At 65.9% G+C, this 25,554-nt stretch carries 23 protein-coding genes; 18 read left to right on the forward strand and 5 right to left on the reverse strand.

Annotated elements, in window-relative coordinates:
• Positions 1-145 precede the first annotated feature (145 nt).
• The 3 genes from groES to VGG53_RS09180 all read left to right on the forward strand — a co-directional run bounded on the left by groES (position 146) and on the right by VGG53_RS09180 (position 3,226).
• Positions 146-448 (forward strand): co-chaperone GroES, encoded by a 303-nt coding sequence (groES, locus tag VGG53_RS09170; protein ID WP_331517729.1) that lies wholly within the window; start codon positions 146-148, stop codon positions 446-448.
• 111 nt (positions 449-559) lie between these two features.
• A complete protein-coding gene (groL, locus tag VGG53_RS09175; RefSeq protein ID WP_331517730.1) occupies positions 560-2,176 on the forward strand; it encodes a chaperonin GroEL in 1,617 nt (538 codons plus the stop codon).
• Positions 2,177-2,830: 654 nt separating this feature from the next.
• Positions 2,831-3,226, forward strand: a complete 396-nt coding sequence (locus VGG53_RS09180; protein WP_331517731.1) for a hypothetical protein — start codon at positions 2,831-2,833, stop codon at positions 3,224-3,226.
• Positions 3,227-3,303: 77 nt separating this feature from the next.
• Here the strand turns inward: VGG53_RS09180 and VGG53_RS09185 are convergent, their stop codons facing one another.
• Both VGG53_RS09185 and VGG53_RS09190 read right to left on the reverse strand, forming a co-directional pair.
• Positions 3,304-4,047 (reverse strand): superoxide dismutase family protein, encoded by a 744-nt coding sequence (locus VGG53_RS09185; RefSeq protein ID WP_331517732.1) that lies wholly within the window; start codon positions 4,045-4,047, stop codon positions 3,304-3,306.
• A gap of 56 nt (positions 4,048-4,103) precedes the next feature.
• Positions 4,104-4,502 carry a hydrogenase gene (locus VGG53_RS09190; protein WP_331517733.1) on the reverse strand — a complete coding sequence of 133 codons (399 nt, stop codon included), beginning with the start codon at positions 4,500-4,502 and terminating at the stop codon, positions 4,104-4,106.
• 208 nt (positions 4,503-4,710) lie between these two features.
• Between VGG53_RS09190 and VGG53_RS09195 the strand changes: the two genes are divergently transcribed.
• The 9 genes from VGG53_RS09195 (at position 4,711) to VGG53_RS09235 (ending at position 15,083) form a co-directional block, all read left to right on the forward strand.
• A complete protein-coding gene (locus VGG53_RS09195; protein WP_331517798.1) occupies positions 4,711-6,363 on the forward strand; it encodes a nitric oxide reductase activation protein NorD in 1,653 nt (550 codons plus the stop codon).
• Positions 6,364-6,454: 91 nt separating this feature from the next.
• A complete protein-coding gene (locus VGG53_RS09200; RefSeq protein WP_331517734.1) occupies positions 6,455-7,306 on the forward strand; it encodes a CbbQ/NirQ/NorQ/GpvN family protein in 852 nt (283 codons plus the stop codon).
• An 85-nt stretch (positions 7,307-7,391) separates the two neighbouring features.
• A complete protein-coding gene (locus VGG53_RS09205; RefSeq protein WP_331517735.1) occupies positions 7,392-8,510 on the forward strand; it encodes an ABC transporter substrate-binding protein in 1,119 nt (372 codons plus the stop codon).
• A gap of 7 nt (positions 8,511-8,517) precedes the next feature.
• Positions 8,518-9,648, forward strand: a complete 1,131-nt coding sequence (locus tag VGG53_RS09210; RefSeq protein WP_331517736.1) for a spirocyclase AveC family protein — start codon at positions 8,518-8,520, stop codon at positions 9,646-9,648.
• Positions 9,641-10,630, forward strand: a complete 990-nt coding sequence (locus tag VGG53_RS09215; RefSeq protein ID WP_331517737.1) for an SDR family oxidoreductase — start codon at positions 9,641-9,643, stop codon at positions 10,628-10,630. Before VGG53_RS09210 ends, VGG53_RS09215 begins: the two co-directional genes overlap by 8 nt.
• A 2-nt stretch (positions 10,631-10,632) precedes the next feature.
• Positions 10,633-11,850 (forward strand): cytochrome P450, encoded by a 1,218-nt coding sequence (locus tag VGG53_RS09220; RefSeq protein WP_331517738.1) that lies wholly within the window; start codon positions 10,633-10,635, stop codon positions 11,848-11,850.
• A gap of 89 nt (positions 11,851-11,939) precedes the next feature.
• A complete protein-coding gene (locus tag VGG53_RS09225) occupies positions 11,940-12,806 on the forward strand; it encodes a hypothetical protein (protein WP_331517739.1) in 867 nt (288 codons plus the stop codon).
• A gap of 15 nt (positions 12,807-12,821) precedes the next feature.
• The gene (locus VGG53_RS09230) at positions 12,822-13,829 is read left to right on the forward strand and encodes a dihydrodipicolinate synthase family protein (protein WP_331517740.1); all 1,008 of its coding nucleotides are present in this window, start codon (positions 12,822-12,824) and stop codon (positions 13,827-13,829) included.
• A 33-nt stretch (positions 13,830-13,862) separates the two neighbouring features.
• Entirely contained in the window at positions 13,863-15,083 is a 1,221-nt protein-coding gene (locus tag VGG53_RS09235) for a CaiB/BaiF CoA transferase family protein (RefSeq protein ID WP_414688925.1), read from the forward strand.
• 7 nt (positions 15,084-15,090) lie between these two features.
• On the opposite strand, the gene VGG53_RS09240 is transcribed toward VGG53_RS09235, so the two are convergent.
• Entirely contained in the window at positions 15,091-15,399 is a 309-nt protein-coding gene (locus VGG53_RS09240; protein ID WP_331517742.1) for a WhiB family transcriptional regulator, read from the reverse strand.
• Positions 15,400-15,724: 325 nt separating this feature from the next.
• On the opposite strand from VGG53_RS09240, the gene VGG53_RS09245 reads away from it, so the two are divergent.
• The 3 genes from VGG53_RS09245 (at position 15,725) to VGG53_RS09255 (ending at position 17,923) form a co-directional block, all read left to right on the forward strand.
• Positions 15,725-16,537, forward strand: a complete 813-nt coding sequence (locus VGG53_RS09245; protein ID WP_414688926.1) for a hypothetical protein — start codon at positions 15,725-15,727, stop codon at positions 16,535-16,537.
• Between the two features lie 83 nt (positions 16,538-16,620).
• Positions 16,621-17,199 (forward strand): sigma-70 family RNA polymerase sigma factor, encoded by a 579-nt coding sequence (locus VGG53_RS09250; protein ID WP_331517743.1) that lies wholly within the window; start codon positions 16,621-16,623, stop codon positions 17,197-17,199.
• Positions 17,192-17,923, forward strand: a complete 732-nt coding sequence (locus VGG53_RS09255) for an anti-sigma-D factor RsdA (protein ID WP_331517744.1) — start codon at positions 17,192-17,194, stop codon at positions 17,921-17,923. Before VGG53_RS09250 ends, VGG53_RS09255 begins: the two co-directional genes overlap by 8 nt.
• A 47-nt stretch (positions 17,924-17,970) precedes the next feature.
• Here VGG53_RS09255 and VGG53_RS09260 read toward each other — a convergent pair whose 3' ends face one another.
• On the reverse strand, positions 17,971-18,378 hold the full coding sequence (locus VGG53_RS09260; RefSeq protein ID WP_331517745.1) for a DUF5319 domain-containing protein: 408 nt from the start codon (positions 18,376-18,378) through the stop codon (positions 17,971-17,973).
• Between the two features lie 222 nt (positions 18,379-18,600).
• Here VGG53_RS09260 and guaB point away from each other — a divergent pair, with 222 nt between their 5' ends.
• Genes guaB through VGG53_RS09275 form a run of 3 tightly spaced genes read left to right on the forward strand, consistent with a single transcriptional unit; the run spans position 18,601 to position 23,169 of the window.
• A complete protein-coding gene (guaB, locus tag VGG53_RS09265) occupies positions 18,601-20,202 on the forward strand; it encodes an IMP dehydrogenase (protein WP_331517746.1) in 1,602 nt (533 codons plus the stop codon).
• A 28-nt stretch (positions 20,203-20,230) separates the two neighbouring features.
• Entirely contained in the window at positions 20,231-21,358 is a 1,128-nt protein-coding gene (locus VGG53_RS09270) for a GuaB3 family IMP dehydrogenase-related protein (protein WP_331517800.1), read from the forward strand.
• 56 nt (positions 21,359-21,414) lie between these two features.
• Entirely contained in the window at positions 21,415-23,169 is a 1,755-nt protein-coding gene (locus tag VGG53_RS09275; protein ID WP_331517747.1) for a GMC family oxidoreductase, read from the forward strand.
• Here VGG53_RS09275 and VGG53_RS09280 read toward each other — a convergent pair.
• The gene (locus VGG53_RS09280; protein ID WP_331517748.1) at positions 23,153-25,546 is read right to left on the reverse strand and encodes a glycoside hydrolase family 65 protein; all 2,394 of its coding nucleotides are present in this window, start codon (positions 25,544-25,546) and stop codon (positions 23,153-23,155) included. The two genes, VGG53_RS09275 and VGG53_RS09280, sit on opposite strands and share 17 nt — an antisense overlap.
• Positions 25,547-25,554 lie beyond the last annotated feature (8 nt).

The following is a 25,554-nucleotide window of genomic DNA, read 5'->3' on the forward strand; positions in this document are numbered from 1 at the left end:
CATGTATAGAGTGCTAGGTGGCAATCGGACAATCCCGGCGTCGGCTCCCGCGACGACGACGCGTAGGCACGGACGAGAGCCGAAGCACCTGGTAAATCGGGGCAACCGCCCCGGACCTGCTATCAACAAGTGGAGGGCTCTAATCGTGGCGAGCGTGAACATCAAGCCACTCGAGGACAAGATCCTCGTACAGGCCAATGAGGCCGAGACCACGACCGCATCCGGTCTGGTCATTCCCGACACCGCTAAAGAGAAGCCCCAAGAGGGCAAAGTCGTCGCCGTCGGCCCCGGCCGGTGGGACGAGGACGGCTCGAAGCGGATTCCGCTGGACGTGTCGAAGGGTGACACTGTCATCTACAGCAAGTACGGCGGCACCGAGATCAAGTACAACGGCGAGGAGTACCTGATCCTGTCGGCCCGCGACGTGCTGGCCATCGTCTCCAAGTAATTCGAGGCGTGTTCCGCCCCGGCGATCCCCACGTCAACACGTGGGTGGTCACCGGGGCGGACCGCTTATCAGACGCGACAAGGCACTCATTTTGAGGAGACAGAAAGGCCTATGAGCAAGCAGATTGAGTTCAGCGAGACCGCGCGCCGGGCGATGGAAGCCGGCGTGGACAAGCTCGCCAACGCCGTCCGCGTGACGCTGGGCCCACGCGGTCGGCATGTCGTGCTGGCCAAGGCCTTTGGTGGGCCGACGGTCACCAACGACGGTGTCACCGTCGCCCGCGAGATCGACCTGGAAGACCCGTTCGAGAACTTGGGCGCCCAGCTGGTCAAGTCGGTGGCCACAAAGACCAACGACATCGCCGGCGACGGCACCACCACCGCGACCGTGTTGGCACAGGCCATCATCAAGAACGGCCTGCGTAACGTCGCGGCGGGCGCCAACCCGATCGCGCTCGGCTTGGGGATCAGCAAGGCCGCCGACGCGGTGTCCGAGGCGCTGTTGGCCTCGGCCATCCCGGTGTCCGGCAAGACCGGTATCGCGCAGGTGGCCACCGTGTCGTCGCGCGACGAGCAGATCGGTGAGCTGGTCGGCGAGGCGATGACCAAGGTCGGTCACGACGGCGTGGTCAGCGTCGAGGAGTCGTCCACGCTGAACACCGAGCTGGAGTTCACCGAGGGCGTCGGCTTCGACAAGGGTTTTCTGTCGGCCTACTTCGTCACCGACTTCGACGCGCAGCAGGCCGTGCTCGAGGACGCCCTGATCCTGTTGCATCGCGACAAGATCAGCTCGCTGCCCGACTTCCTGCCGTTGCTGGAGAAGGTCGCCGAGGCCGGTAAGCCGCTGCTGGTGATCGCCGAGGACGTCGAGGGCGAGCCGCTGTCGACGCTGGTGGTCAACGCGATCCGCAAGACGCTGAAAGCCGTCGCGGTCAAGGCGCCGTTCTTCGGTGACCGTCGCAAGGCGTTCCTGGAGGATCTGGCCATCGTCACCGGCGGCCAGGTGGTCAACCCCGACGTCGGGCTCGCGCTGCGCGAGGTCGGCCTCGAGGTGCTCGGTTCGGCCCGCCGCGTGGTGGTCAGCAAGGACGACACCGTCATCGTCGAAGGCGGTGGCAGCGCCGAGGCCCTGGACAACCGCGCCAAGCAGCTCCGGGCCGAGATCGAAGCCTCCGACTCCGACTGGGATCGGGAAAAGCTGGAAGAGCGGCTGGCCAAGCTGGCCGGCGGGGTTGCCGTGATCAAGGTCGGCGCCGCCACCGAGACCGCGCTCAAGGAGCGCAAGGAAAGCGTCGAGGACGCGGTGGCCGCCGCCAAGGCCGCCGTCGAAGAGGGCATTGTCCCCGGTGGTGGATCGGCGCTGGTGCATGCCCGCAAGGCGCTTACCAAGCTGCGTGATTCGCTCTCTGGTGACGAGGCCGGTGGCGTGGACGTGTTCTCCGACGCGCTGAGTGCACCGCTGTACTGGATCGCCGCCAACGCCGGGCTCGACGGCGCGGTCGTGGTCAACAAGGTCGGCGAACTGAAAAAGGGGCACGGGTTCAACGCGACGACGCTGAAGTACGGCGACCTGGCCGCCGACGGGGTCATCGACCCGGTCAAGGTGACCCGGTCCGCGGTGCTGAACGCGGCGTCGGTGGCACGCATGGTGCTGACCACCGAGACCGCGATTGTCGAGAAGCCCGCCGATGCGGACGAGCACGGCCACCACCACGGCCACGCGCACTAACAGCACTCACACGGAACACCCTCGGCTTCTGGCCGGGGGTGTTTTGTTTGTCTGCTGGCCTGCATCGCCTCGGCTGAGACCGGCTTAAGCCGCGGTGCTTTCGTTTGTTGGGATGATTAACAGAATTCCCACGATGCCCAACACGCGCGTTCATTGGCGTAGGTGTGTCACCTCGAGACTTAAAGTCTTCGGTATGGATACGTCCGACTTCGGGAGCCTGATCGGTTCCCTGGTGCGGCATCATTTTCGATGCTGTTACCGCTGCCAGCGGGATTACACCTCCTCTCGAGCCAACGCCGCAGACTGGGCTATTCGCCACATCCTTCTGTATCCGGTAGGACTGCTGTGCCCAGACTGCCAATCGCCCGATGAGCAAGCGGACACCACGATCCGAGAGTCGACCAGCACCTATACCTTCGATAGGGGCCGATTGGTCCAGCAGCCGAAATTGGACAGCGACGACGACGAAGACGGTTTCCGGACCCGAGCAAGCTGACTTCGCCAACCAGATCGCGGCAACGGCGGCATCCGCTACCAGTGCGCCACGCCGAGCGATCGCTAGGCGCGTAAGACTTTAGCCACTACCCCAGCCGAAACTGGAAATAGGGCATTTGCCCGATGTGCACGAAACAACCGCAGCGGAAAATTCTCGGCATGAAGCAACTAACCGCAGCGTGGGCAGCGGCGATGTTGATGTCCGGCGGCTTGGCGGTGGCGGGTCCGGGTGCAGGCACCGCCCGAGCGGTCGATGATTGTCAGCCCGCCGCGATGGTCAACCAGGTGTGCTGGGGCCCAAATCGCTGGTGCCCAGGCGATTCGTTGTTGTACTTGACCCAGAACCACGTTCACGATCCGGTGACGTGGGACATGAACGTCTGCCACACCTACTATCACGTGGCCCCGGACCAGGCCAATCAAGGCCAAGGCATTTATGAAGGTCCCAATCCGCCACCCCCGCAGAGCCTTCCGGCCCCCGCGCCTCCTGGGCTGCCTCCCCCTCCCGGCACTTGCTGGAACATGTGGATTCCCGGGCCCTGCCCCGGCGGCTGAGACCACCGAAATCGCAGAGCTCGACACGCCAGCCGGGGCGGCAGACGAGAGTTTCTGGATGTGGCCTGAGGGTCAGGTCAGCGGCCAGGCGGCAGGCTGTTAGTCGTCGTGGTGGATGCGGTGGACGTCATCGTTGGCGCGCTGGTGACCGTGACGGTGCTCGTGCTCGTGCTCGTGCCCGGCGGCGGTGGCACCTCGACCGTGGTGGTGACGGTGGAGATGCTGGTCGTCGTGGACGAGGAGGTCGTGGCGGAACCGGCGGCGATCACACCGCAGGCCAACCGCTTACCTGAACTACCGGCGGGATTACTAGTCAAGTTATCCGCGGTCTGGTGGACGATCAGCGCGCTGCCCAAGCTGTTTCGCAGATTTGCCGCGGTGAACAAATTGGTAGTGGTGACGAGTTTCGCCGAGCCGTCGGAGCGCACTTGCAGTGCAGTCAGATCGCCGCTGGCGGGATAACCCGTGTGGTCCGGCGCCTGGTAGACACTCCCGGACGAGGCGAAGTCCCCGGTCGAATCTCCTGTCGGCGCAGTCGAATTGGCTTCGCACTTACCCACCGAGTGAATTTGAAGACCGTGGAAGCCGGGGCTCAGGATCTGGTTGGGCCCCGCTTCGACGGTCACTGTCGCGTAGCCGTTCGCGAAATCGAAGGTCGCATTGGCGACCACCGTCCCATCTACGCCCTTGACTTGAGTGGTCATCCGCTCGGTGCCCGCGGGCGCCGACGAGTTGGGTTGTCCGCCCTGGTTCATGCATCCGGCTAATGGTCCGATGGCAACTGCAGACACTGCGATCGCAAACGCTGCGCCCCTATTCATGGGCCGGGGCTACCCAGATTCGCCGAAGTCAAACCGCCGACGGTGGCTGGAAACCGTCAAAGCCCGACGATGACGATGACGACGCCAGCCACGATCGTCAGCGAGGACACCAGCAGAAAACTGACGACGTGTTCCTTCACCGCCGAGGCTTCGTGGTCGCCCGTCGCGATCGGCGCAAGTTTGCGGCCGGCGCCCCACGCCGCGGCGAGCAGCGTCGCCAGCCAGTTTGCGAACGCGGAATACACGATCAGCGTGACTGCCGTGACGCCCCAGGCATGAGTCAGGTGGACGTGTGGCCAAAGCAGGCCGAGCAGCACGAGGAACATGCCGTTGAGGACACCCTCGAGGTGGCTCGACAGCGCCATCCTCGGATTCTTCAGCACCGGGGTGGCGAGCCCGGTGAGCAGGCCGATCACGAACAAGATCAGCCCGAGCTTGAACAGCAGCACCTGCATGTCGGAACACTAGCGGCGCCCAGTCGGGTCCGTGGACCCACATGCCAAATATTTGTTCGAAGCCCTAGGCGCCCGGTCATCGATCTCGTTGACGGCGATCGACCCCGAGCCCTAGTCTGGAACAGATATTTGGTCAACATCGCTAAAAGCAATCCGGAGGTAGCCGGTGACGGAGGGCGCTGACGCCGACCGATTGCGCACCCTCAGCATGCTTGCCTCCGCCTTTGCCGGGCGCCCGCTTGCGGTGGATTCGCAGAGTTCCGGTGGGCCGACGTGGACGGACGGCCGGACGGTGTTCATCGATCCGACGTTGCCCGCGCGAGCGACTCTGGAGGCCATCGCCGTGCAGGCATCGATGATCGCCGCGGGCAGTTTCGATCCCGACGTCATGCGACCGCTGGCCCGCCATTTCCGTTTGACCAAGCGCTATTTGGCGGTTGAGGGCCACCGCGCATTGGCCGCCAACGCCGGCATGCTGCCGAGGTCGTTGGCCACGGCCGGCCCGCACATCGCGAAGCGGAGCACGTCGTCCGGCCACTCGCTGAGTCTGGCGTCCGGGAAGGAAGCGATCGACGATCCACCGCCCGAGTTCGGTGTCATCCGCGCGACCAAGGTGCTGACCGCGGGTGCTCGTGCGGCCGAACAAACCGACCAGGACAAGCCGGGACACGTTCCGCGAAACCAGCATCGCGAGGAACTGACGGAGTTCGACGACGACGAGGTCGACGACAGCGACGATCCCGATCTGTTCACCAGCCCGGTGGGCGGGGGCGGTTTCATCGGCAAATGGCTGAAGAAGATGCTGTCGTCGGCCCGCAAGACCGGAAGCGGCGGTGGACCGCCCGGCGCGGACAACCCGACGCACCGCACCAACTCTGCGAAACGCGGTGCGTACGCGGTGTCGTCGCTGGCGGGCGCGGCGAGCGAAGACGTCATCGATCATGCCGCCGACCTGAGCACTCGGGGCGTGACGTACCCGGAATGGGATGCCAACCGCAGGAGCTACCGGGCCGATTGGTGCACGGTCCTCGAAATCGATTCGGCGACAAAGGTATCGGCGAGCGCGGCGATCGACGACGGCATCGGGCTGCGCCGCCCGCTTGCCCGGCTCGGAATGGGCTTGCATCGCCGGCATCGTCAGCCGCAGGGCGACGATATCGACGTCGATGCGGCCGTCGAAGCGCACGTCGAACTGATGGCCGGATCGGTGCCTGACGAGGCGGTGTATCTGGACAGTTTGCGGCGGCAACGTGACCTGTCGGTGCTCATGCTGCTGGATATCTCGGGTTCGACGGCAGAGGCCGGCACCGTCGGGCGGATCGTGCACGAGCAACAACGCACCGTGGCCGCCAACCTCACCGTCGCGTTGCACGACCTGGGCGACCGAGTAGCGCTCTACGCGTATTACTCGCAGGGCCGAGCCGCGGTGAGCATGGTGCCCGTCAAGCGGTTTGACGACCACCTCGACAGCCAGGTGATCAGGCGGCTGAACAGCTTGGAACCCGGTGCGTATTCGCGCCTGGGTGCCGCGATCCGGCACGGCTCGGCGGTGCTCGAGGCCCGGGGCGGAACGTCGCGGCGGTTGTTGGTGGTGCTGTCCGACGGCCTGGCATACGACCACGGCTACGAGCGCGCGTACGGCGCCGCCGACGCGCGCCGTGCGCTGACCGAGGCGCGCCGCCGCGGCACAGGTTGCGTATGCCTGACGGTCGGTGCGGGCACCGATGTGGCGTCGCTGCGCAAAGTATTCGGCAGCACCGCGCACGCCAGCATCGCCCGCCCCGATGAACTCACGAGTGTCGTTGGGCCGCTGTTCCGTTCGGCGATTCGCTCGGCCGAGGTGCGCAGGCGAGTGTCTTGATGCACCGCCGTCCTGGTAGCGACCTTGAAACTAACATCTGTTCCGTTTACGCTCCATTCACCGCAACCCAGCGGTCGGCGGAAGGTTAGTAATGGCCAACGAGCCCGTGCTCGCTCACCAGAACGGTGTGTCGCCGGCGACAGCTGCGACTCGCCCCTACTACACGGCAATCGGCAACGAGGAAGCCGTTTTCAGGGCCGCCTACCGTCAGGGCCTGTCGATCGTCCTGAAGGGGCCGACCGGATGCGGCAAGACCCGCTTCGTCGAGGCGATGGCCCACGATCTGGGCCGACCGCTGATCACCGTGGCCTGCCACGACGACCTCACCACCGCCGATCTGGTCGGCCGGTATCTGCTGCGCGGTGGCGAGACGGTGTGGGTCGACGGCCCGCTGACCCGCGCGGTGCGCGAGGGCGCCATTTGCTACCTCGACGAGGTGGTGGAGGCGCGGCAGGACACCACGGTCGTGCTGCACCCGCTCGCCGATTACCGGCGTCAGCTGCCGATCGAGCGGCTCGGCGTGACGTTGGATGCGGCACCCGGTTTCGGCCTGGTGGTGTCCTACAACCCGGGCTACCAGAGCGTGCTCAAGGATCTCAAGGATTCGACGCGCCAGCGGATGGTCGCCATCGAATTCGCCTTTCCGGCAGCCGAAGTCGAAGAGGGGATCGTCGCGCACGAGGCCGGTGTCGATAAAGCCACGGCGGCCGAGCTGGTACGGTTCGGGCAGGCCATCCGTCGTCTGGAAACCGGTGGCCTGCGCGAGGTCGCGTCCACCCGGGTGCTGATTGCGGCCGGCCGACTGGTCGCCGAGGGTCTGCCGATGCACGCGGCGGCCGAAGCCGCGATCGCCGGGCCGCTCACCGACGATGTCGCGGTGAATCGCGGCCTCAAGGAGATGATCGGCGTCTATCTGGGTGAGCCCGTCCGATCCGGTGATTGACGCGGCTCAGCCACGTCGCTAAGGTCTGAACAAATATTAGGTCTGCAGGCGATAAACGCGGTGGGCGCGTGCCAGTGGAGGTCCCATGTCCTACGAAAGCACTGCTGAGCCGATCAAGATCGGCTATCTGATGGACTTCACCCTGCCGCCTGGTTTTCCCGACGAGATGAAGGCCGACTTCACCCAGTGCTTTGACATCGTGTTCGACGAGGCTATGGCGCAGGGACTGCTGGATCGCCCGGTGCAGATGGTCTACCGCGAGGTCGAGGGCTTGCCCAAGGGTTCGGTCAAAGCGGTGATCGACACCTTCGGCGAACTGGTCGACGAAGGCTGTCTTGCGGTCTTCGGGCCGCATATCACCGACAACTGCGTGCCGACCCGCGAGGCGATCGAGGAGCGGTTCAAAGTGCCGGCCATCAGCGTCACCGGAACCGATGACTGGCTGGGGGAATGGACGTTCGCGTTCCCGCAAGGATCGATGACCGATGAGCCGATTTTCCTGGCGGACCTGATCGCCAAGCGCGGCTTCAGTGAGATCGGCGTGCTCGTCGAGCAGAACCTGATCGGCGAAAGCTACCTGAAGAACCTGCGAACTGCGTGTCGCCGCAAAGGAATCCGGATCGTCGCCGAGGCGGCAGTCGCCCAAACTGCTCAGGACATCAACGACGCCGTCCGCACGCTGCACGAAGCGAAGGCCGAGGCGATCGTGCATCTCGGCTTCGGTTTCGGGATCGTGTTCATCAATCCCGCACTCGAGGCGGTCAGCTGGGACCCGCCGAGATTCACCACCACAGCCTTCCAGAACGCCTGGGTCAACCCGATCATGTGGAACGCGTTCATGGGCTGGGTCGGCGTCGACCAGTACGACGAGGCGAACCCGATCATCCAAGACTTTCTCGACCGCTACGCAAAGCGGTACGGCGGTCGCCGTCCCGAATATTGTGTGCCGCCGGTCAATCACGATGTCGCCGCGACCTTGGTGCGCGCGTTCGGCGATGCCCACCCGCTCAGCCCGCGCGGAGTCAAAGAAGCGTTGGAGCGGGTGAAGATGATGCCCGCGGCCGCGGGCGCACCCGGCACCAGAGTGTCGTTCGGCAAGTGGACCCGGCGCGCCTGGATGGGCGCGGGCTACCTGGTGGCCCGCACGCTGGACGCCGACGGCGTCAACTCGCACCTCGTCGACCGCTTCGGAGCAGAAGGGTGAGGCAGAATTGAGCACCGATCAATCCACATCGCTTGCCGGCGAAAGGCAGCCAGTCGCATCGAAGCGTGGCTGGGGCGGCTGGATTGCCGGTGCCGCGCTGGCCGCGTTCGCGCTGTTCTTCATCGCGAACTGCCGCGTGGCCCTCGATCCGCGCGTCGCCAACCCGAACGTGCATGGCCGCCCGCGACCGGTGAAGTTCATTTTCGGCCTGGATTACATCACCTTCCTGGATAGTGCCACGGTGGTGGCGCTGATCGTGCTGCTGGTCGTATTCATCCGGGGCTGGCGGCGCAATCCGGGCAGCCCGGTGATGTTGATGTTCTTGTGCACCACGCTGATCGTGTGGCAGGACCCGATCATGAACTGGTCGCCGTTCGCGGTCTATAACCCCGACCTGATTCACTGGCCGGAGTCGTGGCCGCTGGTGTCGTTGTCGCCGACGGTTGAGCCGTTCGTGGTTTTCGGTTACGTGATGTTTTATTTCGGGCCGTACTTCCCGGCGGTCTGGATTTTGCGGAAGCTACAGGCCAAGTACGGGCCCACCTCGTTCGTGTCGCGGCACCCGTTGGTCAGCCTTGGTCTTCTGGCGCTGGTAATCGGCTTTGTTTTCGATGCCTGGCTGGAGATTCAGTTGGTGCACGCCGGTATGTACATCTACTCGCAGGTGATCCCGTGGGGATCGGTGTTTACCGGCACCACGTTCCAGTTCCCGCTGATCTGGGAGTCGTTCTCGGTGTGTTTCGTGATGGTGCCCGCCGCCATCCTCTGCTATCGCGACGACACCGGGAAGTCTGTCGCGGAAAAGCTTGCCGCCAAGGCGAAGTTGTTCCCGACCCGACCGGTGCTGGGCACCTTCCTGGTGATGTTCGCCATCATCAACGTGTCCTACTTCGCCTACGGCGGATGGTTCGCGGTCATCAAGATCAGCCATGCCGCCACCTCGGTAGCCTGCCCGTGGCCGTACCCGGAAGCCAAAGTGTATGACCCGCAAGGCTATTACGAGAAGGCCGGCGCGCAGGGTCCATTCTCGGTCGGCATCTGGTCGACCTGGGCCAGCGGGCAGCCCAACGGCCGCCCGCAGGTGGATCCGCCGCCACCGGGGCAGGGTCCCTGCGCCACTGCGACAACGAATGGCTGAGCCGCGCAGCGTCGTCATCACCGGCGCTTCTCGTGGCCTCGGTTTCGCGTCGGCCGCGCGGCTGTATCGCGAGGGGTGGCGCGTGGTCGCGACCATGCGCACACCCGAGCAGGGTATGGCGCTGTTGCGCGAGGCGACCGGCGCCGCAGCCGACGACGATCGGTTGATCGGCGTCCAGCTCGACCTGACCGACCACGCGTCGGTCACGGCCGCCGCCAAGGCCATCGGTGAAGCCGTCGGTACGCCGTTCGCACTGGTGCACAACGCGGGCATCTCCGCGGCCGGAATGGTGGAAGAGACCGATATGACCTTGTGGCAGAATATGTTTGCCACCAGCGTCTTGGGGCCCGTCGCGCTGACGCAGGCCCTGCTGCCGTCGATGCGAGCGGCCGGCGAAGGCCGCATCGTGCTGGTGTCCAGTGCGGCCGGGGTGCGGGGCCAGCCGGCCACCGCGCCGTACTCGGCGGCCAAGGGGGCACTGGAGCGCTGGGGTGAGTCGATGGCGGTCGAGATCGCACCGTTCGGTCTCGGCGTCACCGTGCTGGTGGCCGGCACCTACGACACCGAGATCATCACCGACGCGGGCACCACCGACGACCGCGACTTCAGCGGTCCGTACGCCCGGCTGCACAACACCATGAACACCCGCGGCCGGTTCGCCATGCGTCTGGCCCGGCCCGCGGAGCGGTTCACCGAAGGACTCGTCAAGGCGCTGGCCGACACCGCGTCGTTTCGTCGCCGAGGTGTGGGACCGGACGCGTCGATGTTGTTGGTGTCCAGCAGGATTCTTCCGGCCATCGGCTTGCATCACATGTCGCGCATCGTGCTCGGCATACCCAAGCAGGGCTCGATGCGGGACGGAGCGTGGCCGTTGACGTTCGCGCAGCAGGCAATGGTGTTCGCGACGAAAATCATTCCGCAGCCAATATTGCAACGCCTAGCGACGATAGCGGCCAAGCGCCGCAAAGGAAATGAGGACTAGAGATGGAACAGCTTTTCGACGACCTCGACGACTTCGGCTCTTTCGACGACGCGATCTCCGGCGACGTACGCGACCCGTACACCGAGCTGGCGCGCCTGCGCCGCGAGGAGCCGGTTCAGCGACTCGAGACGTCGGGCGCGCTTCCGCACGAGGAATCCCTGCCGATGTTCATCGTGTATCGCCACGAGGACGTCCAGCAGATGCTGCGTGACAACGAGACGTTCTCGTCGTCGGCCGTCATCGCCGCCTTCGGGCCGGTGCTGGGCGAAGGCGTGATGCTCGGCATGGACGAGCCGATCCACGGGCGGCTGCGTTCGCTGGTGTCGAAAGCCTTCTCGCAGAAGGCATTGGCGCACTGGCAGGACGAGCTGGTCGGCCGGGTGGCCAACGGCCTGATCGACAGCTTCGCGGCCAACGGCAAGGCGGATCTGGTCAAGGAGTTCACCTTCGACTACCCCAGCCAGATCATCGCGGGTCTGCTGGGCCTGCCGGAAAAGGACTACCCGCAGTTCCAGCGGTGGTCGATCTCGTTGCTGAGCTGGCTGATGAACCCCGCACGAGGGCTCGCGGCCTCGGCCGCCCTGTGCGACTACTTCGCGCCGATCCTTCGAGCGCGTCGCGCCGAGCCCAAGGACGACTTGATCAGCGCGCTGGCCGCGGCCGAAATCGACGGGGAAAAGCTCGCCGACGAGGAGATCTTCTCGTTCCTGCGGCTGTTGCTGCCCGCCGGTGTGGAAACCACTTATCGCGCACTGGGCAGTCTGCTGTTCGGGCTGCTGTCCGACCCGGAGCAGTTGGATGCGATTCGCGCGGATCGCTCGCTGCTGCCGCAGGCGATCGAGGAGGGTGTGCGGTGGGAGCCCCCGCTGCTGACCATCACCCGGGTGACAACGCGCGACACCGAACTCGGCGGCGTGCCGATCCCGGCCGGCTGCACGGTCATGCCGATGCTGGGTTCGGCGAACCGGCAGGAAGATCGCTATCCCGACCCCGATACGTTCAACATCCATCGGCAGGCCAAGGCGAATCTGGGCTGGGGACACGGCGTCCACGTCTGCCTGGGCATGCACTTAGCCCGGCTGGAAATGCGCACGGCCATCAACCTGCTGCTGGACCGACTGCCCAACCTGAGGCTCGACCCGGAGGCCGACGACCCGCACGTCCGCGGGCAGGTATTCCGGTCGCCGACGTCGGTGCCGGTGCTCTTCGATCCGCAGTAGATCGCCGATATCGCCGCTCGACGGCGGACATGTTCCGTAGTGTCCTAGCTGAGCGTCTGCTCAACTTTCGCTCAGGAGGGACGACGCGATTGACCGGGCCGCTGCGCGACATCAGGGAATTGCAGGGTGACGCCGACGCCTACCGAGACGAGCTGTTTCGGCGCTGGACGGGGCTGCTGAGCTACCGCTACATCGGGCGCAATCATGCGTCGATGAATGTCGGCGACAGCGACGACACCGTCGTGATCCGTCGCGACATGCGCAATGAGGCCGGTGGAATCATGGTGGCGCCGTTAGCCATAGCCTCGCCCGAGGGTTGTCAGACCGACATGGTCGCAGTGCCCAACCCGGTGATCGCCTCGGTGCAGATCGTCGACCCCGGATACGACGTGACGAGAGTCGAGGTCGTCGATTCCGGCAACGTCCACCAGGGGCGGATGATGGGCTACGGGCGATGCAAGATCGTCGACGCAGACAACCCGGACCGGGTCATCGCCTTCAACGAAGGGCAGGGCGCGATCATCGGTGTCCCGCCGGAAGGCCTTGGAAAGATGGATGTTTCGGGCACCGATTTGGTGATCGAGGATTCACCGGACCTGCCGCCGCTGTGGCAGGCGTTCGGCGCGTCCAAGCGGCCCGACGCACATTGGCAGCTGCCGGCACTCAGCGTTGAACTGGCCTCACCGGATGCGGCCCTGCACATCGGGCCACAGCACGTGGTGCTCGAAACCGCCGCGGTCGATCTGGCCGCTGACGCGGTCGGGACCCGCAAACTGCAGGTTGTCAGTTGGCACGTGATGTTCATGTCGCGCGGCAAGGTCGGCCCCTTCCGGGTCGACGGCACCGCGCATGTCGGCGGGCCGGGCAAGGTGGGCGTGCGCATGCTGCTGCACGATGAGGGCAACGACGACAAGCCGGTGACGTCGGCGGCGGCGGTCTTCGAGATCGTCGGCTAATTCAAGGAGTGAATAATGGCTAACGCCAAGGACGCTCGGCAATGGGCGCGCAATACACTGCACGGCATCGGCGACTCGCTGTACACCCCGTTCAGCGGACGCGACGGCGATGACATCGACTGGGACGCCTACCGCACCCTGGTCCGGCACTGTGTCGGTACGCTCGGACACCCCATGCTCTGGGCGACAAGCGGTGTCGCGGAATTCTGGTCGCTGACCGTCGCCGAGCGAAAGAAGCTGCTGGAGATCGCTATTGACGAGGCGCGGGGCATCAACTCCGACGTGATCGTACAGTCGTGTACCGCGGCGATGTCGGCCAAAGACGTACTCGAGCTGACGCAGCATGCGCAAGATGCCGGCGCCGACATTGTCTACATCCAGACGCCGATGATGGAATTGCACGGCGGCGAAGGTGTTTTGAGCTTCTTCAGGTATATCGCCGAGCGGACCGACATCGCACTGGGAATGTTCAACTCGCCCAGCTCGGGATATGTACTGTCCGCTCAGGAGAGCGCTCGCATTGTCGAGGAGATTCCCGCGGTATGCGCTACCAAGGAGGGATCGTTCAGGCCACATCAAAGCCGCATGCTGCACGAGCTCGCACCGGATCTGGTGATCTGGGAATGCGATACGACGGTGTACCGCGCCGGTTGGCTGCGGTCGGGCATCGTCGGCCCCGGGCAACTCGGCACCACCGGCTATCTGTTCGAGACTCCGCAGAAGCGAGCCCTGTCACAGTACTGGGAGCTGGTCTGGAACGACAAGCTGGTCGAGGCAATGGATTACGCCCAGGAATCGGGGCTCGACCAGTTCGAGCTGGACATGCGCGGTTGGTTCACCCGCTATCCCGGACGCCCCGACTACTTCACCCACTGGGGCGGCGCGTTCAAGTTCGCCGCATCGGTGGTCGGACTACCGATCGGGTCTTACCCGGAATCCCGCCCCCCACAAGCCAAGCTGCCCGAGCAGGCGCGTATCGACATCCGTGCCGCTTATCGCCGGTTCGGGCTCATCAGCGAATAGTTCGAAACTGACCGCGATGCAGGAGGATTGGATATGACCGGCGCCAAACCACTCAGTGGTATCCGCATCTTGGAGGTCGCGGCCTGGACGTTCGTCCCCGCGGCCGGCGCGGTGCTCGCCGAGTGGGGTGCAGACGTCGTCAAGGTCGAGCCGCGGGAGGGTGGCGACCCGCAGCGGGGCCTGGTGACCATGGGCCTCATCCCCGGCGGACCGACCGCCGTCAACTACATGATCGAAATGCCCAACCGCGGAAAGAAATCCATCGGCATCGACCTGACCACACCGGGCGGGCAAGAGGTCGTTCAGGAACTGGCGAAGACCAGCGACGTGTTCCTCACCAGTTATCTGCCCGGCAGGCGCAAGCGTTTCGGCATCGACGTCGACGAGATTCGCGCCGTCAATCCTGACATCATCTACGTTCGCGGATCCGGTTACGGGCCACAGGGAGTCGACGCCGACAAGCCCGGCTATGACGGGGTGTCCTTCTGGTCGCGCGGCGGGATCGCCGACGCGCTCACTCGCGAGCTGCCCGAGCCCGTCATGCAGACCCCGGCATTCGGCGACCTGATGGGCGGGCTGACCATCGCCGGTGGGATCGCCGCGGCGTTGTACAAGCGCAAGTCGACCGGAGAGAGCTCGATCGTGGACGTCTCGCTGCTCGGGCTCGCTGCGTGGGCGATGACCCCCCAGGTGACCGCCGCGATGCTGTACGGCGGCGACCCGATCCCGACGTTCACCCACCGCGAAATGCCCAACCCGCTGGTCGGTAACTACCGGACCAAGGACGACCGCTACATCACGCTGATGATGTTGCAGGGCGACAAGTTCTACCCCGAGTTCATGACCGTCATCGGCCGTACCGACCTGATCACCGACGAACGGTTCGCCGACGGTCATTCCCGGTTCGAGAACCGCGGCGAGCTCATCGACATCATGGACGAGGAATTCGCCTCAAAGACCGTCGACCAGTGGCGCGACGTCCTCAAGCCGTTGTCGGGAGCGTGGGCCGTCCTGCAGAGAACTAGCGAGCTGCGCAACGATCCCGCCGTCGTCGCCAACGGCTACATCCCGACCGTGAACGCGATGAACGGTAAGCCCTACATCCTGCCGACCAACCCGGTCCAGTTCGACGGGCAGCACGTGCAGCCGACCGGCGCACCCGAACACGGCCAGCACACCGAAGAGATCCTGCTGGACGCCGGGATCGACTGGGACAAGATCGAGCAGTACAAGCAGGACGGGTCGGTGCTCTAGAACCGAACTACGCGCTGCGGCGAATGCTGCGCGTTCTGCCGATGTCACGCTTGAGCAGCAGTTCGCGGTCGGTTTCCGACAGCCCGCCCCAGATCCCGTACGGCTCGCCCACGTCCAAGGCGTGCGCACGACACTGGGCCAGCACCGGGCATTGGCGGCACATCTCCTTGGCGCGACGTTCACGCTGCAGGCGGGCCCGGCCGCGCTCGCCGTCCGGGTGGAAGAACACCGACGAATCCACGCCGCGGCAGAGGCCTTGTAATTGCCATTCCCAAATATCTGCATTGGGGCCTGGTAGTTGCTCCGGTTGCGGCATTGAAGTCCCTCTCTACACGCCCAGGTTCAGGCCGACTCAATCGAGCGGGTCACCGGTGACTACTCGTCGACGTTAAAGGTAGGGGCGCTAGGGAAATTCCGTCAACAGGCTGTAATCTGCCGAATGCCCAACTGCGGCTTGGGAATTTACCGCGAGTTCATCCACGCGAGGAGTTTGTTGAACCGCGAGTGCACGTTGACGTCGCGCTGTGACGAAATGTTGCAGCTCGTGGCCGAATCACGTGCCAGGCACAACAAATATGCTCATCGATGGATTTAATACTGGTGTAACTCAGAAACCATCAAGTCTTAACGGATAGCCCAGCGTGATACATATCTCTCGCAGCTCGCCTGTCGAGTCAGACCTCGTCGCGGTCGCTTTCGGCGAACAGCCCGGACGTTGGCCGTTACCGGCTGCGGCGACACCCCATCAGCGGTGGTTGCGTGCGGTCGCCGCGGCAGGGCAGGGCCGCTACGGCAGCGCGTATGCCGACCTCGCGATCCTGATGCGCGCCGAACCGTCCGGCAGGCTTGCCTCGCTCGCTCATAGCACGCAGGCGTCGTTTCTGCGCCAGCTGGGCTGGCACAGCCTGGCTCGCGGCTGGGACGGTCGCGCCTTGGCGCTGGCCGGTGGTGACCCCGAGGCGGCCGCCGACGCGCTGACCGGGCTGGCGGCCGACGCACTGGGCGTGGGGCGGCTGGCGGCAGCAGCGACGCTGCTTGGGCGGGCCGAGCCGTTGGTGGCGCAGGCGCCGCACCGGCTGGCGATACGAAAAGCCTGGGTCGCCGCCGAGCTGGCGATGGCCCGCGGCCAAGGCGCCGTCGCGGTCCGCAACGCGGAGCTCGCCGTCGAATTGGTTGCAACCACCCTTGGCGGCGCCACCCGGCACCGGGCCAAGAGCGACGTGGTGTTGGCCGCGGCGTTGTGCAGCAACGGTGCCCTCGATCGCGCGCGAACTGTCGCCGACGCGGCGCTGGAGCTCACCGGTCAATTGCGGCTGCTACCGCTGCGCTGGGCGGTGGCCGGTCTACTCGTCGACCTGGCCGGCGCAGGAAACTCGGCCGGCGAGTTGCGCGGCATCCGCGACGACTGCGCCCGCCGCGTCGAGCGTTGGGGCGGAGCCTGGCGACGGCCCTGAGCTCTGCTGGGTCACTATTGTCGTATTAGTGCCCCACCGGGCCGGGCGACGCCCGGCTCGTAACGCTGGAGATGTTGCCGTCGATGACAACGCAGGAGGAACGTCTCGACGCGGTTGTCGCCGATGCGGTGGCAGGCGATCGGGACGCGCTTCGGGAAGTACTGGAGACGATCCGGCCGATCGTGGTCCGATACTGCCGGGCCCGAGTCGGCACGTGGGAGCGGAGCGGTCTGTCGGCCGACGATGTGGCACAGGAGGTTTGCTTGGCAGCCGTCATGGCGCTGCCGCGCTACCACGACCGCGGCCGCCCGTTCTTGGCATTCGTGTACGGCATTGCCGCGCATAAGGTGGCCGACGCGTATCGCGCCGTCGGCCGCGATCTCTCCTATGCTGCGGAGTCGGTTCCCGAACGCCGGTCGACCGATGCGGGTCCCGAGCAAGCGGCACTCGACGCCGACTCGGTCACCCGGATGAGCGAGTTGCTGGAGATATTGCCCGACAAGCAACGCGAGATCCTGATCTTGCGGGTGGTGGTCGGCCTGAGCGCAGAGGAGACCGCCGCGGCCGTCGGCAGCACCGCGGGTGCGGTGCGAGTTGCCCAGCACCGCGCGTTGGCGCGGCTGAAATCCGCGATCGCTGCGGCAGGACGAGATTATGTCTGACCCAGTTGTCACACCATTTGATCAGCCCGATCCGGACGCGGTGGCCCGCACCGAGCGGTTCGTCGACGCGCTGACCAGACGCGAGCCGGTCGACTTCGTTGACGTCGCCGACTATGGCGATACCGGGGACCGGATACTGGCCGGCCTGCTGGAGGACTGGCGCGACGAGCTGAGGGGTCCAGGTCCCCGCGGAGTGTGCCCGGAGCACGACGCGGTGGCGGCGTTGAACCGCGGGCTGGCCGGGCGCCGGCGCGCTCGTCGCCGGATGGCCCTGGTCAGCGTGGTGGCCGCCGCCGTGCTCAGCGTCGCGGGATTCGGTGCCGTGCTGGGCCAGGCCCAACCCGGCGACGCGCTCTACACCGTCCGCACGGCGCTGTCGGGGGAGCCGGTGTCGATCCGCGATGCCCGGATCGCCGTGTCAGCCGAAACCGACCTGGGCCAGGTTGAGCAAATGATCGCGCTGGGCCAATGGGGTCAGGCCCAGGACAAATTGGCCACGGTCGGCGCCCACCTGCAGAGCGTCCGCGACAACGGCCGCAAACAGGGGCTCATCGAGAAGGTGAACCGGTTGAACGCGAAGGTGGCGGGCCGCGACCGCAATGCGACGATGCCGCCCAACGCGGGACCGGGCGCGGTCCCGACCATCAGCGCAACAGCCACCGTGGCGGTGATACCGCCGGGTGGTCCGGTTATCACGGTTGCGCCCAACCCATTTGGCGGTTGAGCAGATGTGGTCGTCGGAAAGCGGGAGCCGTTCAACGGCGAGTCGGGCTATTCCCGTGATATCGAAGTGTCCGAGGTGGCCTCGTTGAGCGAGGCGTCGGCGTACCCGCGGCAGTAATCCCAGGTCACGTAGGAATCGGGTTCGGGGTCGTAAGCCGGCTCGTGCGGACGCACAGTGCCGTCGACCAGCAGCTGAAGTAGGTTGGCGCGCAGCATGTCCCAGTCGTGATAGTGGTCCTGCTGACATTCGTCGCAACACACCACCAGGCCGCGAACACCTTTGTGCGCCAACAGGGCCTCGTAGACCGCCAGGTCGGCCAGATCGGCCTCGACTGCCATCCGCTCCTGAGGGTCCAGCGGTTGGCCGGGCTCCACCGCGTCCAATGCCGACGACGGATCACACGGGTCGTCGGCAAATGGGTCCGGCGGCAAACCGGGTGGAAGGTAGTCGCGCACGGCTTCCACAGTACGCAGCCGGGCGGGTATCACGCCAGCACTACCCCCGCAGCCCAACCCCCATGTCGCGGCCTCACGGGCTTCCCCGGCGCGCGTCGCCGCCACCCGGCAGGGCCCGATTGCCCGCCTTCTCCTCACGCCGCGTCGCGGCGTGCATCGTCGCTGGGCGCGAGCCGATAGGATGGCGTTCTCACTCCGCGCGCGTATGGGAGGGCCCCGGCAATGTCATCTGGCTTGTCCCGTCTCGAAGGCACCGGCGACCTGATTGTCGCGTCGTATCCCCGGGTCGGTGGTTTTCCGGACGATCCGGTGCCCACCGGCGGTGACGACCCGCAGAAGATCGCGATGCTGGGACTGACCTTTGACGACGTTCTGCTGCTGCCGGCTGCCTCCGATGTGGTGCCGGCGAACGCCGACACCTCCAGCCAGCTCACCAAGAAGGTGCGGCTGAAGGTGCCGCTGGTCAGCTCGGCGATGGACACCGTCACCGAGTCGCGGATGGCGATCGCGATGGCCCGCGCCGGCGGCCTCGGGGTCTTGCACCGCAACCTGCCCATCTCCGAGCAGGCCGGACAGGTCGAAACCGTGAAGCGTTCGGAGGCCGGCATGGTCACCGACCCGGTCACCTGCCACCCGGAGAACACGTTGGCTGAGGTGGATGCGATGTGTGCCCGGTTCCGGATCTCCGGGCTGCCGGTGATCGACGGGCTGGGCTCACTTGTCGGGATCATCACCAACCGCGATATGCGCTTCGAGGTCGACCAGTCCAAGCAGGTGGCGGAGGTCATGACCAAAGCCCCGCTGATCACCGCCCAGGAGGGCGTGACCGCGGACGCCGCGCTGGGACTGTTGCGCCGGCACAAGATCGAGAAGCTGCCCATCATCGACGGCCACGGGCGGCTGACCGGGCTGATTACCGTCAAAGACTTCGTGAAGACCGAACAGCACCCGCTGGCGACCAAGGACAGCGACGGCCGGTTGCTGGTCGGGGCCGCGGTCGGCGTCGGCGACGACGCCTGGGTGCGTGCGATGACGCTGGCCGACGCCGGCGCCGACCTGCTGGTGGTGGACACCGCGCACGCGCACAACCGGTTGGTGCTCGACATGGTCGCTCACCTCAAGGCCGAAGTGGGCGATCGGGTCGAGATCGTCGGCGGCAATGTCGCGACGAGGTCGGCGGCCGCGGCGCTAGTCGAGGCCGGCGCCGACGCGGTCAAAGTCGGCGTTGGTCCCGGATCGATCTGCACCACCCGCGTGGTGGCCGGCGTCGGAGCGCCGCAGATCACCGCGATTCTCGAGGCCGTGGCGGTCTGCGGGCCGGCCGGTGTGCCGGTGATCGCCGACGGCGGACTGCAGTACTCCGGTGACATCGCCAAGGCGCTGGCTGCGGGCGCGTCCACGACGATGCTGGGGTCGCTGCTGGCCGGTACCGGCGAAGCGCCCGGCGAGCTGATCTTCGTCAACGGCAAGCAGTACAAGAGCTACCGCGGCATGGGATCGCTGAGCGCTATGCAAGGCCGTGGGGCTTCGGGAGGTGAGGCCAAGTCGTACTCGAAGGACCGCTATTTCCAGGACGACGTGCTCTCCGAGGACAAGCTGGTGCCCGAGGGCATCGAAGGTCGGGTGCCCTTCCGTGGGCCGCTATCGTCGGTGATTCATCAACTCACCGGTGGATTGCGCGCCGCGATGGGCTACACCGGCGCCGACACCATCGAGGGGCTGCAGCGGGCCCAGTTCGTCCGAATCACCGCGGCGGGTTTGAAAGAAAGCCATCCGCACGACATCACGATGACCGCCGAAGCGCCCAACTACTACGCCCGGTGAACTGATCGAAGGACCGCTCATGCGTGACATGGTTGAGATCGGCATGGGCCGAACAGCCCGGCGCACTTACGAACTCGATGAAATAAGTATCGTGGCGTCGCGTCGCACCCGCTCTTCGCAGGACGTCACGACGGCCTGGCAGCTCGACGCCTACCGGTTCGAGATTCCCGTCATCGCGCATCCGACCGATGCGCTGGTGTCGCCGGAATTCGCCATCGAACTCGGTCGGCTCGGCGGGCTGGGCGTGCTCAACGGCGAAGGGCTGATCGGCCGCCACCCGGACGTGGAAGCCAAGATCGCTCAGGTCATCGAGGCCGCGGCCAAAGAACCCGAGCCGTCGGCAGCCATCCGGCTGCTCCAGCAGTTGCACGCTGCGCCGCTGGATCCCGATCTGCTGGGCGCGGCGGTGGCCCGTATCCGGGACGCCGGGGTGACCACCGCGGTACGGGTGAGCCCGCAGAACGCCCAGGCGCTGACGCCGGCGTTGCTGTCGGCCGGCATCGACCTGCTGGTGATCCAGGGCACGATCGTCTCCGCCGAACGCGTCGCCAGCGACGGCGAGCCGCTGAACCTGAAGACGTTCATCTCCGAACTCGACGTGCCGGTGGTGGCCGGTGGGGTGATTGACCACCGCAGCGCGCTGCACCTGATGCGCACCGGCGCCGCCGGGGTCATCGTCGGCTACGGATCGACCAGTGGAGTGACCACCAGCGGCGAGGTGCTCGGGATCAGCGTGTCGATGGCCACCGCGATCGCCGACGCCGCCGCGGCCCGCCGCGAATACCTCGACGAGACCGGCGGTCGCTACGTGCATGTGCTCGCCGACGGCGACATCCACACGTCCGGCGATCTGGCCAAGGCCATTGCCTGCGGCGCCGACGCGGCGGTGCTGGGCACCCCGCTTGCCGAGGCGGCCGAGGCGCAGGGTGACGGCTGGTTCTGGCCGTCCGCCGCCGCCCACCCGTCGTTGCCGCGGGGGGCATTGCTGCAGGTCGCGGTCGGCGAGCGGCCCCCGCTGGACCAAGTTCTCAACGGCCCGTCGGATGATCCATTCGGCTCGTTGAACCTCGTCGGCGGGTTGCGCCGGTCGATGGCCAAATCGGGCTACTGCGACCTCAAGGAATTCCAGAAGGTCGCGTTGACCGCCAGCAGCTGACAGCCTGAACGCCGGCACTCTGGCTTGCTACCGGCGGGTAAGTCCATACTGGTGCGATGGAGCCTGACTACGACGTCTTGATCATCGGTTCGGGTTTTGGGGGCAGCATCACCGCGCTGCGGTTGACCGAAAAGGGTTACCGCGTCGGCGTGCTCGAAGCCGGCCGCCGCTTCGCTGACGAGGACTTCGCCAAAACCTCGTGGAACCTGCGCAAGTTCCTGTGGGCACCCCAACTGGGCTGCTACGGCATCCAGCGCATTCATCTGCTGCGCAACGTGATGATCCTGGCCGGCGCGGGCGTCGGCGGGGGATCGCTGAACTACGCGAACACGTTGTACGTGCCGTCGCAGCCGTTCTTCAACGATCAGCAGTGGTCGCACATCACCGACTGGCGCTCGGAGCTGATGCCGCATTACCAGCAGGCGCAGCGGATGCTCGGTGTGGTCGAGAACCCGACGTTCACCGACGCTGACCGGGTGGTCAAAGAGGTCGCCGACGACATGGGTTGCGGCGACACCTTCGTGCCGACCCCGGTCGGGGTGTTCTTCGGTCCGAACGGAACCAAGACACCCGGTGAGACGGTGCCGGACCCGTACTTCGGCGGCGCCGGCCCGGCCCGGACCGGCTGCCTGGAATGCGGCTCATGTATGACCGGCTGCCGCTACGGCGCCAAGAACACTCTGCTGAAGAACTACCTCGGCCTTGCCGAATCGGCTGGGGCGCAGATACATCCGATGACGACTGTCACCAAGTTCGCACAGCGGCCGGACGGGTTGTGGGAGGTTCGCACCAAGCACACCGGACGCTTGCTGCGCCGGAAGAAGCGGACGTTCACCGCGAATCACGTGGTGCTGGCCGCCGGCACCTACAACACCCAGCGGCTGCTGTTCAAGATGCGCGACACCGGCACGTTGCCCGGTCTGTCGGATCGGCTGGGTGTGCTGACCCGCACCAACTCCGAATCGATCGTCGGTGCCGCGACGTTGAAGGTCTCGCCGGACCTGGACTTGACCCACGGGGTGGCGATCACCTCGTCGATTCACCCCACCTCCGACACTCACGTCGAACCTGTCCGCTACGGCAAGGGCTCCAACGCCATGGGTCTGCTGCAGACCTTGATGACCGACGGGTCCGGTCCCGAGGGTACGGATGTGCCGCGATGGAGGCAGCTGCTGGATCAGGCCGGCGAAGATCCGCGCGGCATCCTTCGAATGCTCAATCCGCACAGGTGGAGCGAGCGCACGGTGATCGCGCTGGTGATGCAGCATCTGGACAACTCGATCACCACGTTCACCAAACGCGGCCGGCTCGGCCGACGTCGCTACGTCAGCAAGCAGGGGCACGGCGAGCCGAACCCGACGTGGATTCCGGTCGGCAACGAAGTCACCCGTCGCATCGCCGCCAAGATCGACGGCGTCGCGGGCGGAACCTGGGGCGAGCTGTTCAACATCCCGTTGACCGCGCACTTTCTTGGTGGCGCGGTGATCGGCGACAGCGCCGAGCATGGCGTGATCGACCCGTATCACCGGGTGTACGGCTACCCGACGTTGTCGGTGGTCGACGGCGCGGCGATCTCGGCGAACCTCGGGGTCAACCCGTCGCTGTCAATCTCCGCGCAGGCCGAACGGGCCGCGTCGCTGTGGCCGAACAAGGGGGAGAACGACGCGCGGCCGCGGCAGGGTGAGCCCTATCGCCGGATCGACCCGATCGCGCCGGCCCACCCGGTGGTGCCGGCCTCAGCCCCGGGGGCGCTGCGCTGGCCTTCCCCCGCCGGCGACGATGCTGAGGAGCGGATCAGCTCGGCGGGCTGACCGCAACAACTTTCGGCATCGCCACGCCACTGCGTCGGTGCACCGGCTCGCGGCCGGGTGGCTGCGGCGGTCGCGGCAACAGCGGCTTACGTTCTTGTATTGCAACGGTTGTCGGCTCAGTCGTGGTCAGCACCAGCTCCTCGCCGGCGTGCCGGATCTTCAGCTCGCCCTCCGGACCGTCGCGCAGGGTGTAGGTGACGTCCTGGTGGGTGACCGAGACCGTCAACCGGTATTCCTGCCAGTTCAACCGGAACCGTAGGCGCGCAAAGCTATCCGGCAGTTGCGGATCGAGCGACAGGATTCCCTCGTCGTCGCGCAGGCCGCCGAAGCCGTTGACCAGAGCCATCCACGCGCCGGCCAGCGAGGCCATGTGTAAACCGTCGCGAGTGTTGGAATGCAGGTCATGCAGGTCGATCAGGGCCGCTTCGAAGGCATAGTCGTGTGCGAGCTCCAAGTGACCGACCTCGGCGCACATCACTGCCTGGGTACACGCTGACAGTGACGAGTCGCGCACCATGCGGCGTTCGTAGTAGTCGACGTTGCGGGCCTTTTGCTCCGGTGTGAATGCGTGACTCTGCCATTGCATCGCCAACACCAGGTCGGCCTGCTTGATCACCTGCGCGGGGTACAGCCGGACGTAGGGCTCGTGCAGCAACAGCGGATAGCTGTGCCTGTTTTCGAAGTCCCACTCGGCAAAGGTGGTGAAGCCTTCGCACTGCTCATGCACGCCGAGCTCTTCGTCGTAGGGGATGTGGGCCGCGCTGGCCGCGTCGCGCCAGGCGGCGGTTTCCTCGGTGGTGACGCCCAACGCCCGGGCCTTCTCGGGATGGCGGGCGCAGGCCGCGGCAGCCACCTCGAGGTTGTGCGCCGCCATCAGATTCGTGAAGACGTTGTCGCGCACGATCGCGGTGTATTCGTCGGGACCGGTCACTCCGTCGATGTGCCACACCCCGTGCCGGTCGTGGTGGCCGAGTGAGCGCCACAGCCGCGCGGTTTCAATCAGGACCTCGAGGCCGCAATCTTCTTCCAGCGAGTGGTCGCCGGTGACGATGCGGTACCGCTCGAACGCCATCGCGATATCGGCGTTGATGTGGAAGGCGGCCGTGCCGGCCGGCCAGTAGCCGGAGCATTCCTGCCCCCGAATCGTCCGCCACGGAAACGCCGCGCCTTCCAAGCCCAGTTCGGCCGCACGCTCCTTGGCCAGGTTCAGTGTCGACGCCCGCCATCGCAGCGAATCGGCAGCCGCGTGCGGCAACGTGTAGGTCAGCACGGGCAGAACGTATCCCTCACTGTCCCAGAAGATATGGCCGTCGTAACCGGTTCCGGTGAGTCCCTTGCTGGCAATTCCGCGGCCCTCGGCGCGGGCGCTCGACTGCACCAGGTGAAAGAGCCCGAACCGGACCGCCTGCTGGATGACGGGGTCGCCGTCGACCTCGACATCTGCACTGTCCCAGAACTTGTCGAGGTATTCCCGCTGTGCGTCCAGCAGGCCCTGCCAGCCGGCGTAGCGGGCACCGGCCAGCGCACCCGCGGCTTGGTCGCGCAGCGCCGGTCGGGAGCGCAGGCTCGACCAGCCGTACGCCAAATACTTCACGATGCGCAGCCGTTGGCCGGGACGCAGCCCACAGATCACCGTGGTACGGGCCAGGTCTGGGCGAGCTTCGGTGTGGACCTCGACGCGTCCCGGGACCTCGATCTCGTGATCTATTGCGGCCGACATCATCAGTCCGCTGGCTCTGGTGCGGTGCATCAGCACTGCACGGTTGTCGGTGACCTCGTGGTCGACGGGCTCCAACGGTCTGTCCAACACCGCCGAGACCCGCGGATCGCGCGAGGTTGCCGGCTGGTCCTCGTTGCTGACGAGCTCGGATTGCACTGTGATCCGGATGAATTCGTCGACGGCCTCGACCACATACTCGATCGCTGCGACGCTGCGATGGGCCAGCGACACCAGCCGCGTCGACACCAACTTCACCTGCCGTCCCGCGGGCGAACGCCACTGCACGCGGCGCTCCAGCGTGCCGGCCCTCAGGTCGAGAATGCGCTCATGGTCGATTAATTGGCCGTAGCGGACGTCGAACAACTCATCGTTGACCATCAGACGCAACACCTTGCCGTTGCTGACGTCGACGACCGTTTGGCCGGCTTCGGGATACCCGAAACCTGCTTCGGCGTACGGCAGCGGCCGGACTTCGTAGAACGAGTTGAGGTAGGTGCCCGGCAGTCCGTGCGGTTCACCCTCGTCGAAGTTGCCGCGCAGCCCGATGTGTCCGTTGGACAATGCGAAAAGCGACTCGGATTGGGCCAACATGTTCAAGTCGAGGCGGGTCTCGCGAACCTGCCACGGCTCGATGGGGAAGGCGTCTTCATTGATCATGTCTGGTT

The organism is Mycobacterium sp. (assembly GCF_036490025.1).
GTDB lineage: Bacteria > Actinomycetota > Actinomycetes > Mycobacteriales > Mycobacteriaceae > Mycobacterium.

Excerpts from the sequence above, each read along its gene's own strand:
- groL (WP_331517730.1), top strand. The coding sequence starts at position 560 with ATGAGCAAGCAGATTGAGTTCAGCGAGACCGCGCGCCGGGCGATGGAA.
- VGG53_RS09180 (WP_331517731.1), top strand. The coding sequence starts at position 2,831 with ATGAAGCAACTAACCGCAGCGTGGGCAGCGGCGATGTTGATGTCCGGC.
- VGG53_RS09185 (WP_331517732.1), bottom strand. The coding sequence starts at position 4,047 with ATGAATAGGGGCGCAGCGTTTGCGATCGCAGTGTCTGCAGTTGCCATC.
- VGG53_RS09190 (WP_331517733.1), bottom strand. The coding sequence starts at position 4,502 with ATGCAGGTGCTGCTGTTCAAGCTCGGGCTGATCTTGTTCGTGATCGGC.
- VGG53_RS09195 (WP_331517798.1), top strand. The coding sequence starts at position 4,711 with ATGCTTGCCTCCGCCTTTGCCGGGCGCCCGCTTGCGGTGGATTCGCAG.
- VGG53_RS09200 (WP_331517734.1), top strand. The coding sequence starts at position 6,455 with ATGGCCAACGAGCCCGTGCTCGCTCACCAGAACGGTGTGTCGCCGGCG.
- VGG53_RS09205 (WP_331517735.1), top strand. The coding sequence starts at position 7,392 with ATGTCCTACGAAAGCACTGCTGAGCCGATCAAGATCGGCTATCTGATG.
- VGG53_RS09215 (WP_331517737.1), top strand. The coding sequence starts at position 9,641 with ATGGCTGAGCCGCGCAGCGTCGTCATCACCGGCGCTTCTCGTGGCCTC.
- VGG53_RS09220 (WP_331517738.1), top strand. The coding sequence starts at position 10,633 with ATGGAACAGCTTTTCGACGACCTCGACGACTTCGGCTCTTTCGACGAC.
- VGG53_RS09230 (WP_331517740.1), top strand. The coding sequence starts at position 12,822 with ATGGCTAACGCCAAGGACGCTCGGCAATGGGCGCGCAATACACTGCAC.
- VGG53_RS09235 (WP_414688925.1), top strand. The coding sequence starts at position 13,863 with ATGACCGGCGCCAAACCACTCAGTGGTATCCGCATCTTGGAGGTCGCG.
- VGG53_RS09240 (WP_331517742.1), bottom strand. The coding sequence starts at position 15,399 with ATGCCGCAACCGGAGCAACTACCAGGCCCCAATGCAGATATTTGGGAA.
- VGG53_RS09250 (WP_331517743.1), top strand. The coding sequence starts at position 16,621 with ATGACAACGCAGGAGGAACGTCTCGACGCGGTTGTCGCCGATGCGGTG.
- VGG53_RS09255 (WP_331517744.1), top strand. The coding sequence starts at position 17,192 with ATGTCTGACCCAGTTGTCACACCATTTGATCAGCCCGATCCGGACGCG.
- guaB (WP_331517746.1), top strand. The coding sequence starts at position 18,601 with ATGTCATCTGGCTTGTCCCGTCTCGAAGGCACCGGCGACCTGATTGTC.
- VGG53_RS09270 (WP_331517800.1), top strand. The coding sequence starts at position 20,231 with ATGGTTGAGATCGGCATGGGCCGAACAGCCCGGCGCACTTACGAACTC.
- VGG53_RS09275 (WP_331517747.1), top strand. The coding sequence starts at position 21,415 with ATGGAGCCTGACTACGACGTCTTGATCATCGGTTCGGGTTTTGGGGGC.
- VGG53_RS09280 (WP_331517748.1), bottom strand. The coding sequence starts at position 25,546 with ATGATCAATGAAGACGCCTTCCCCATCGAGCCGTGGCAGGTTCGCGAG.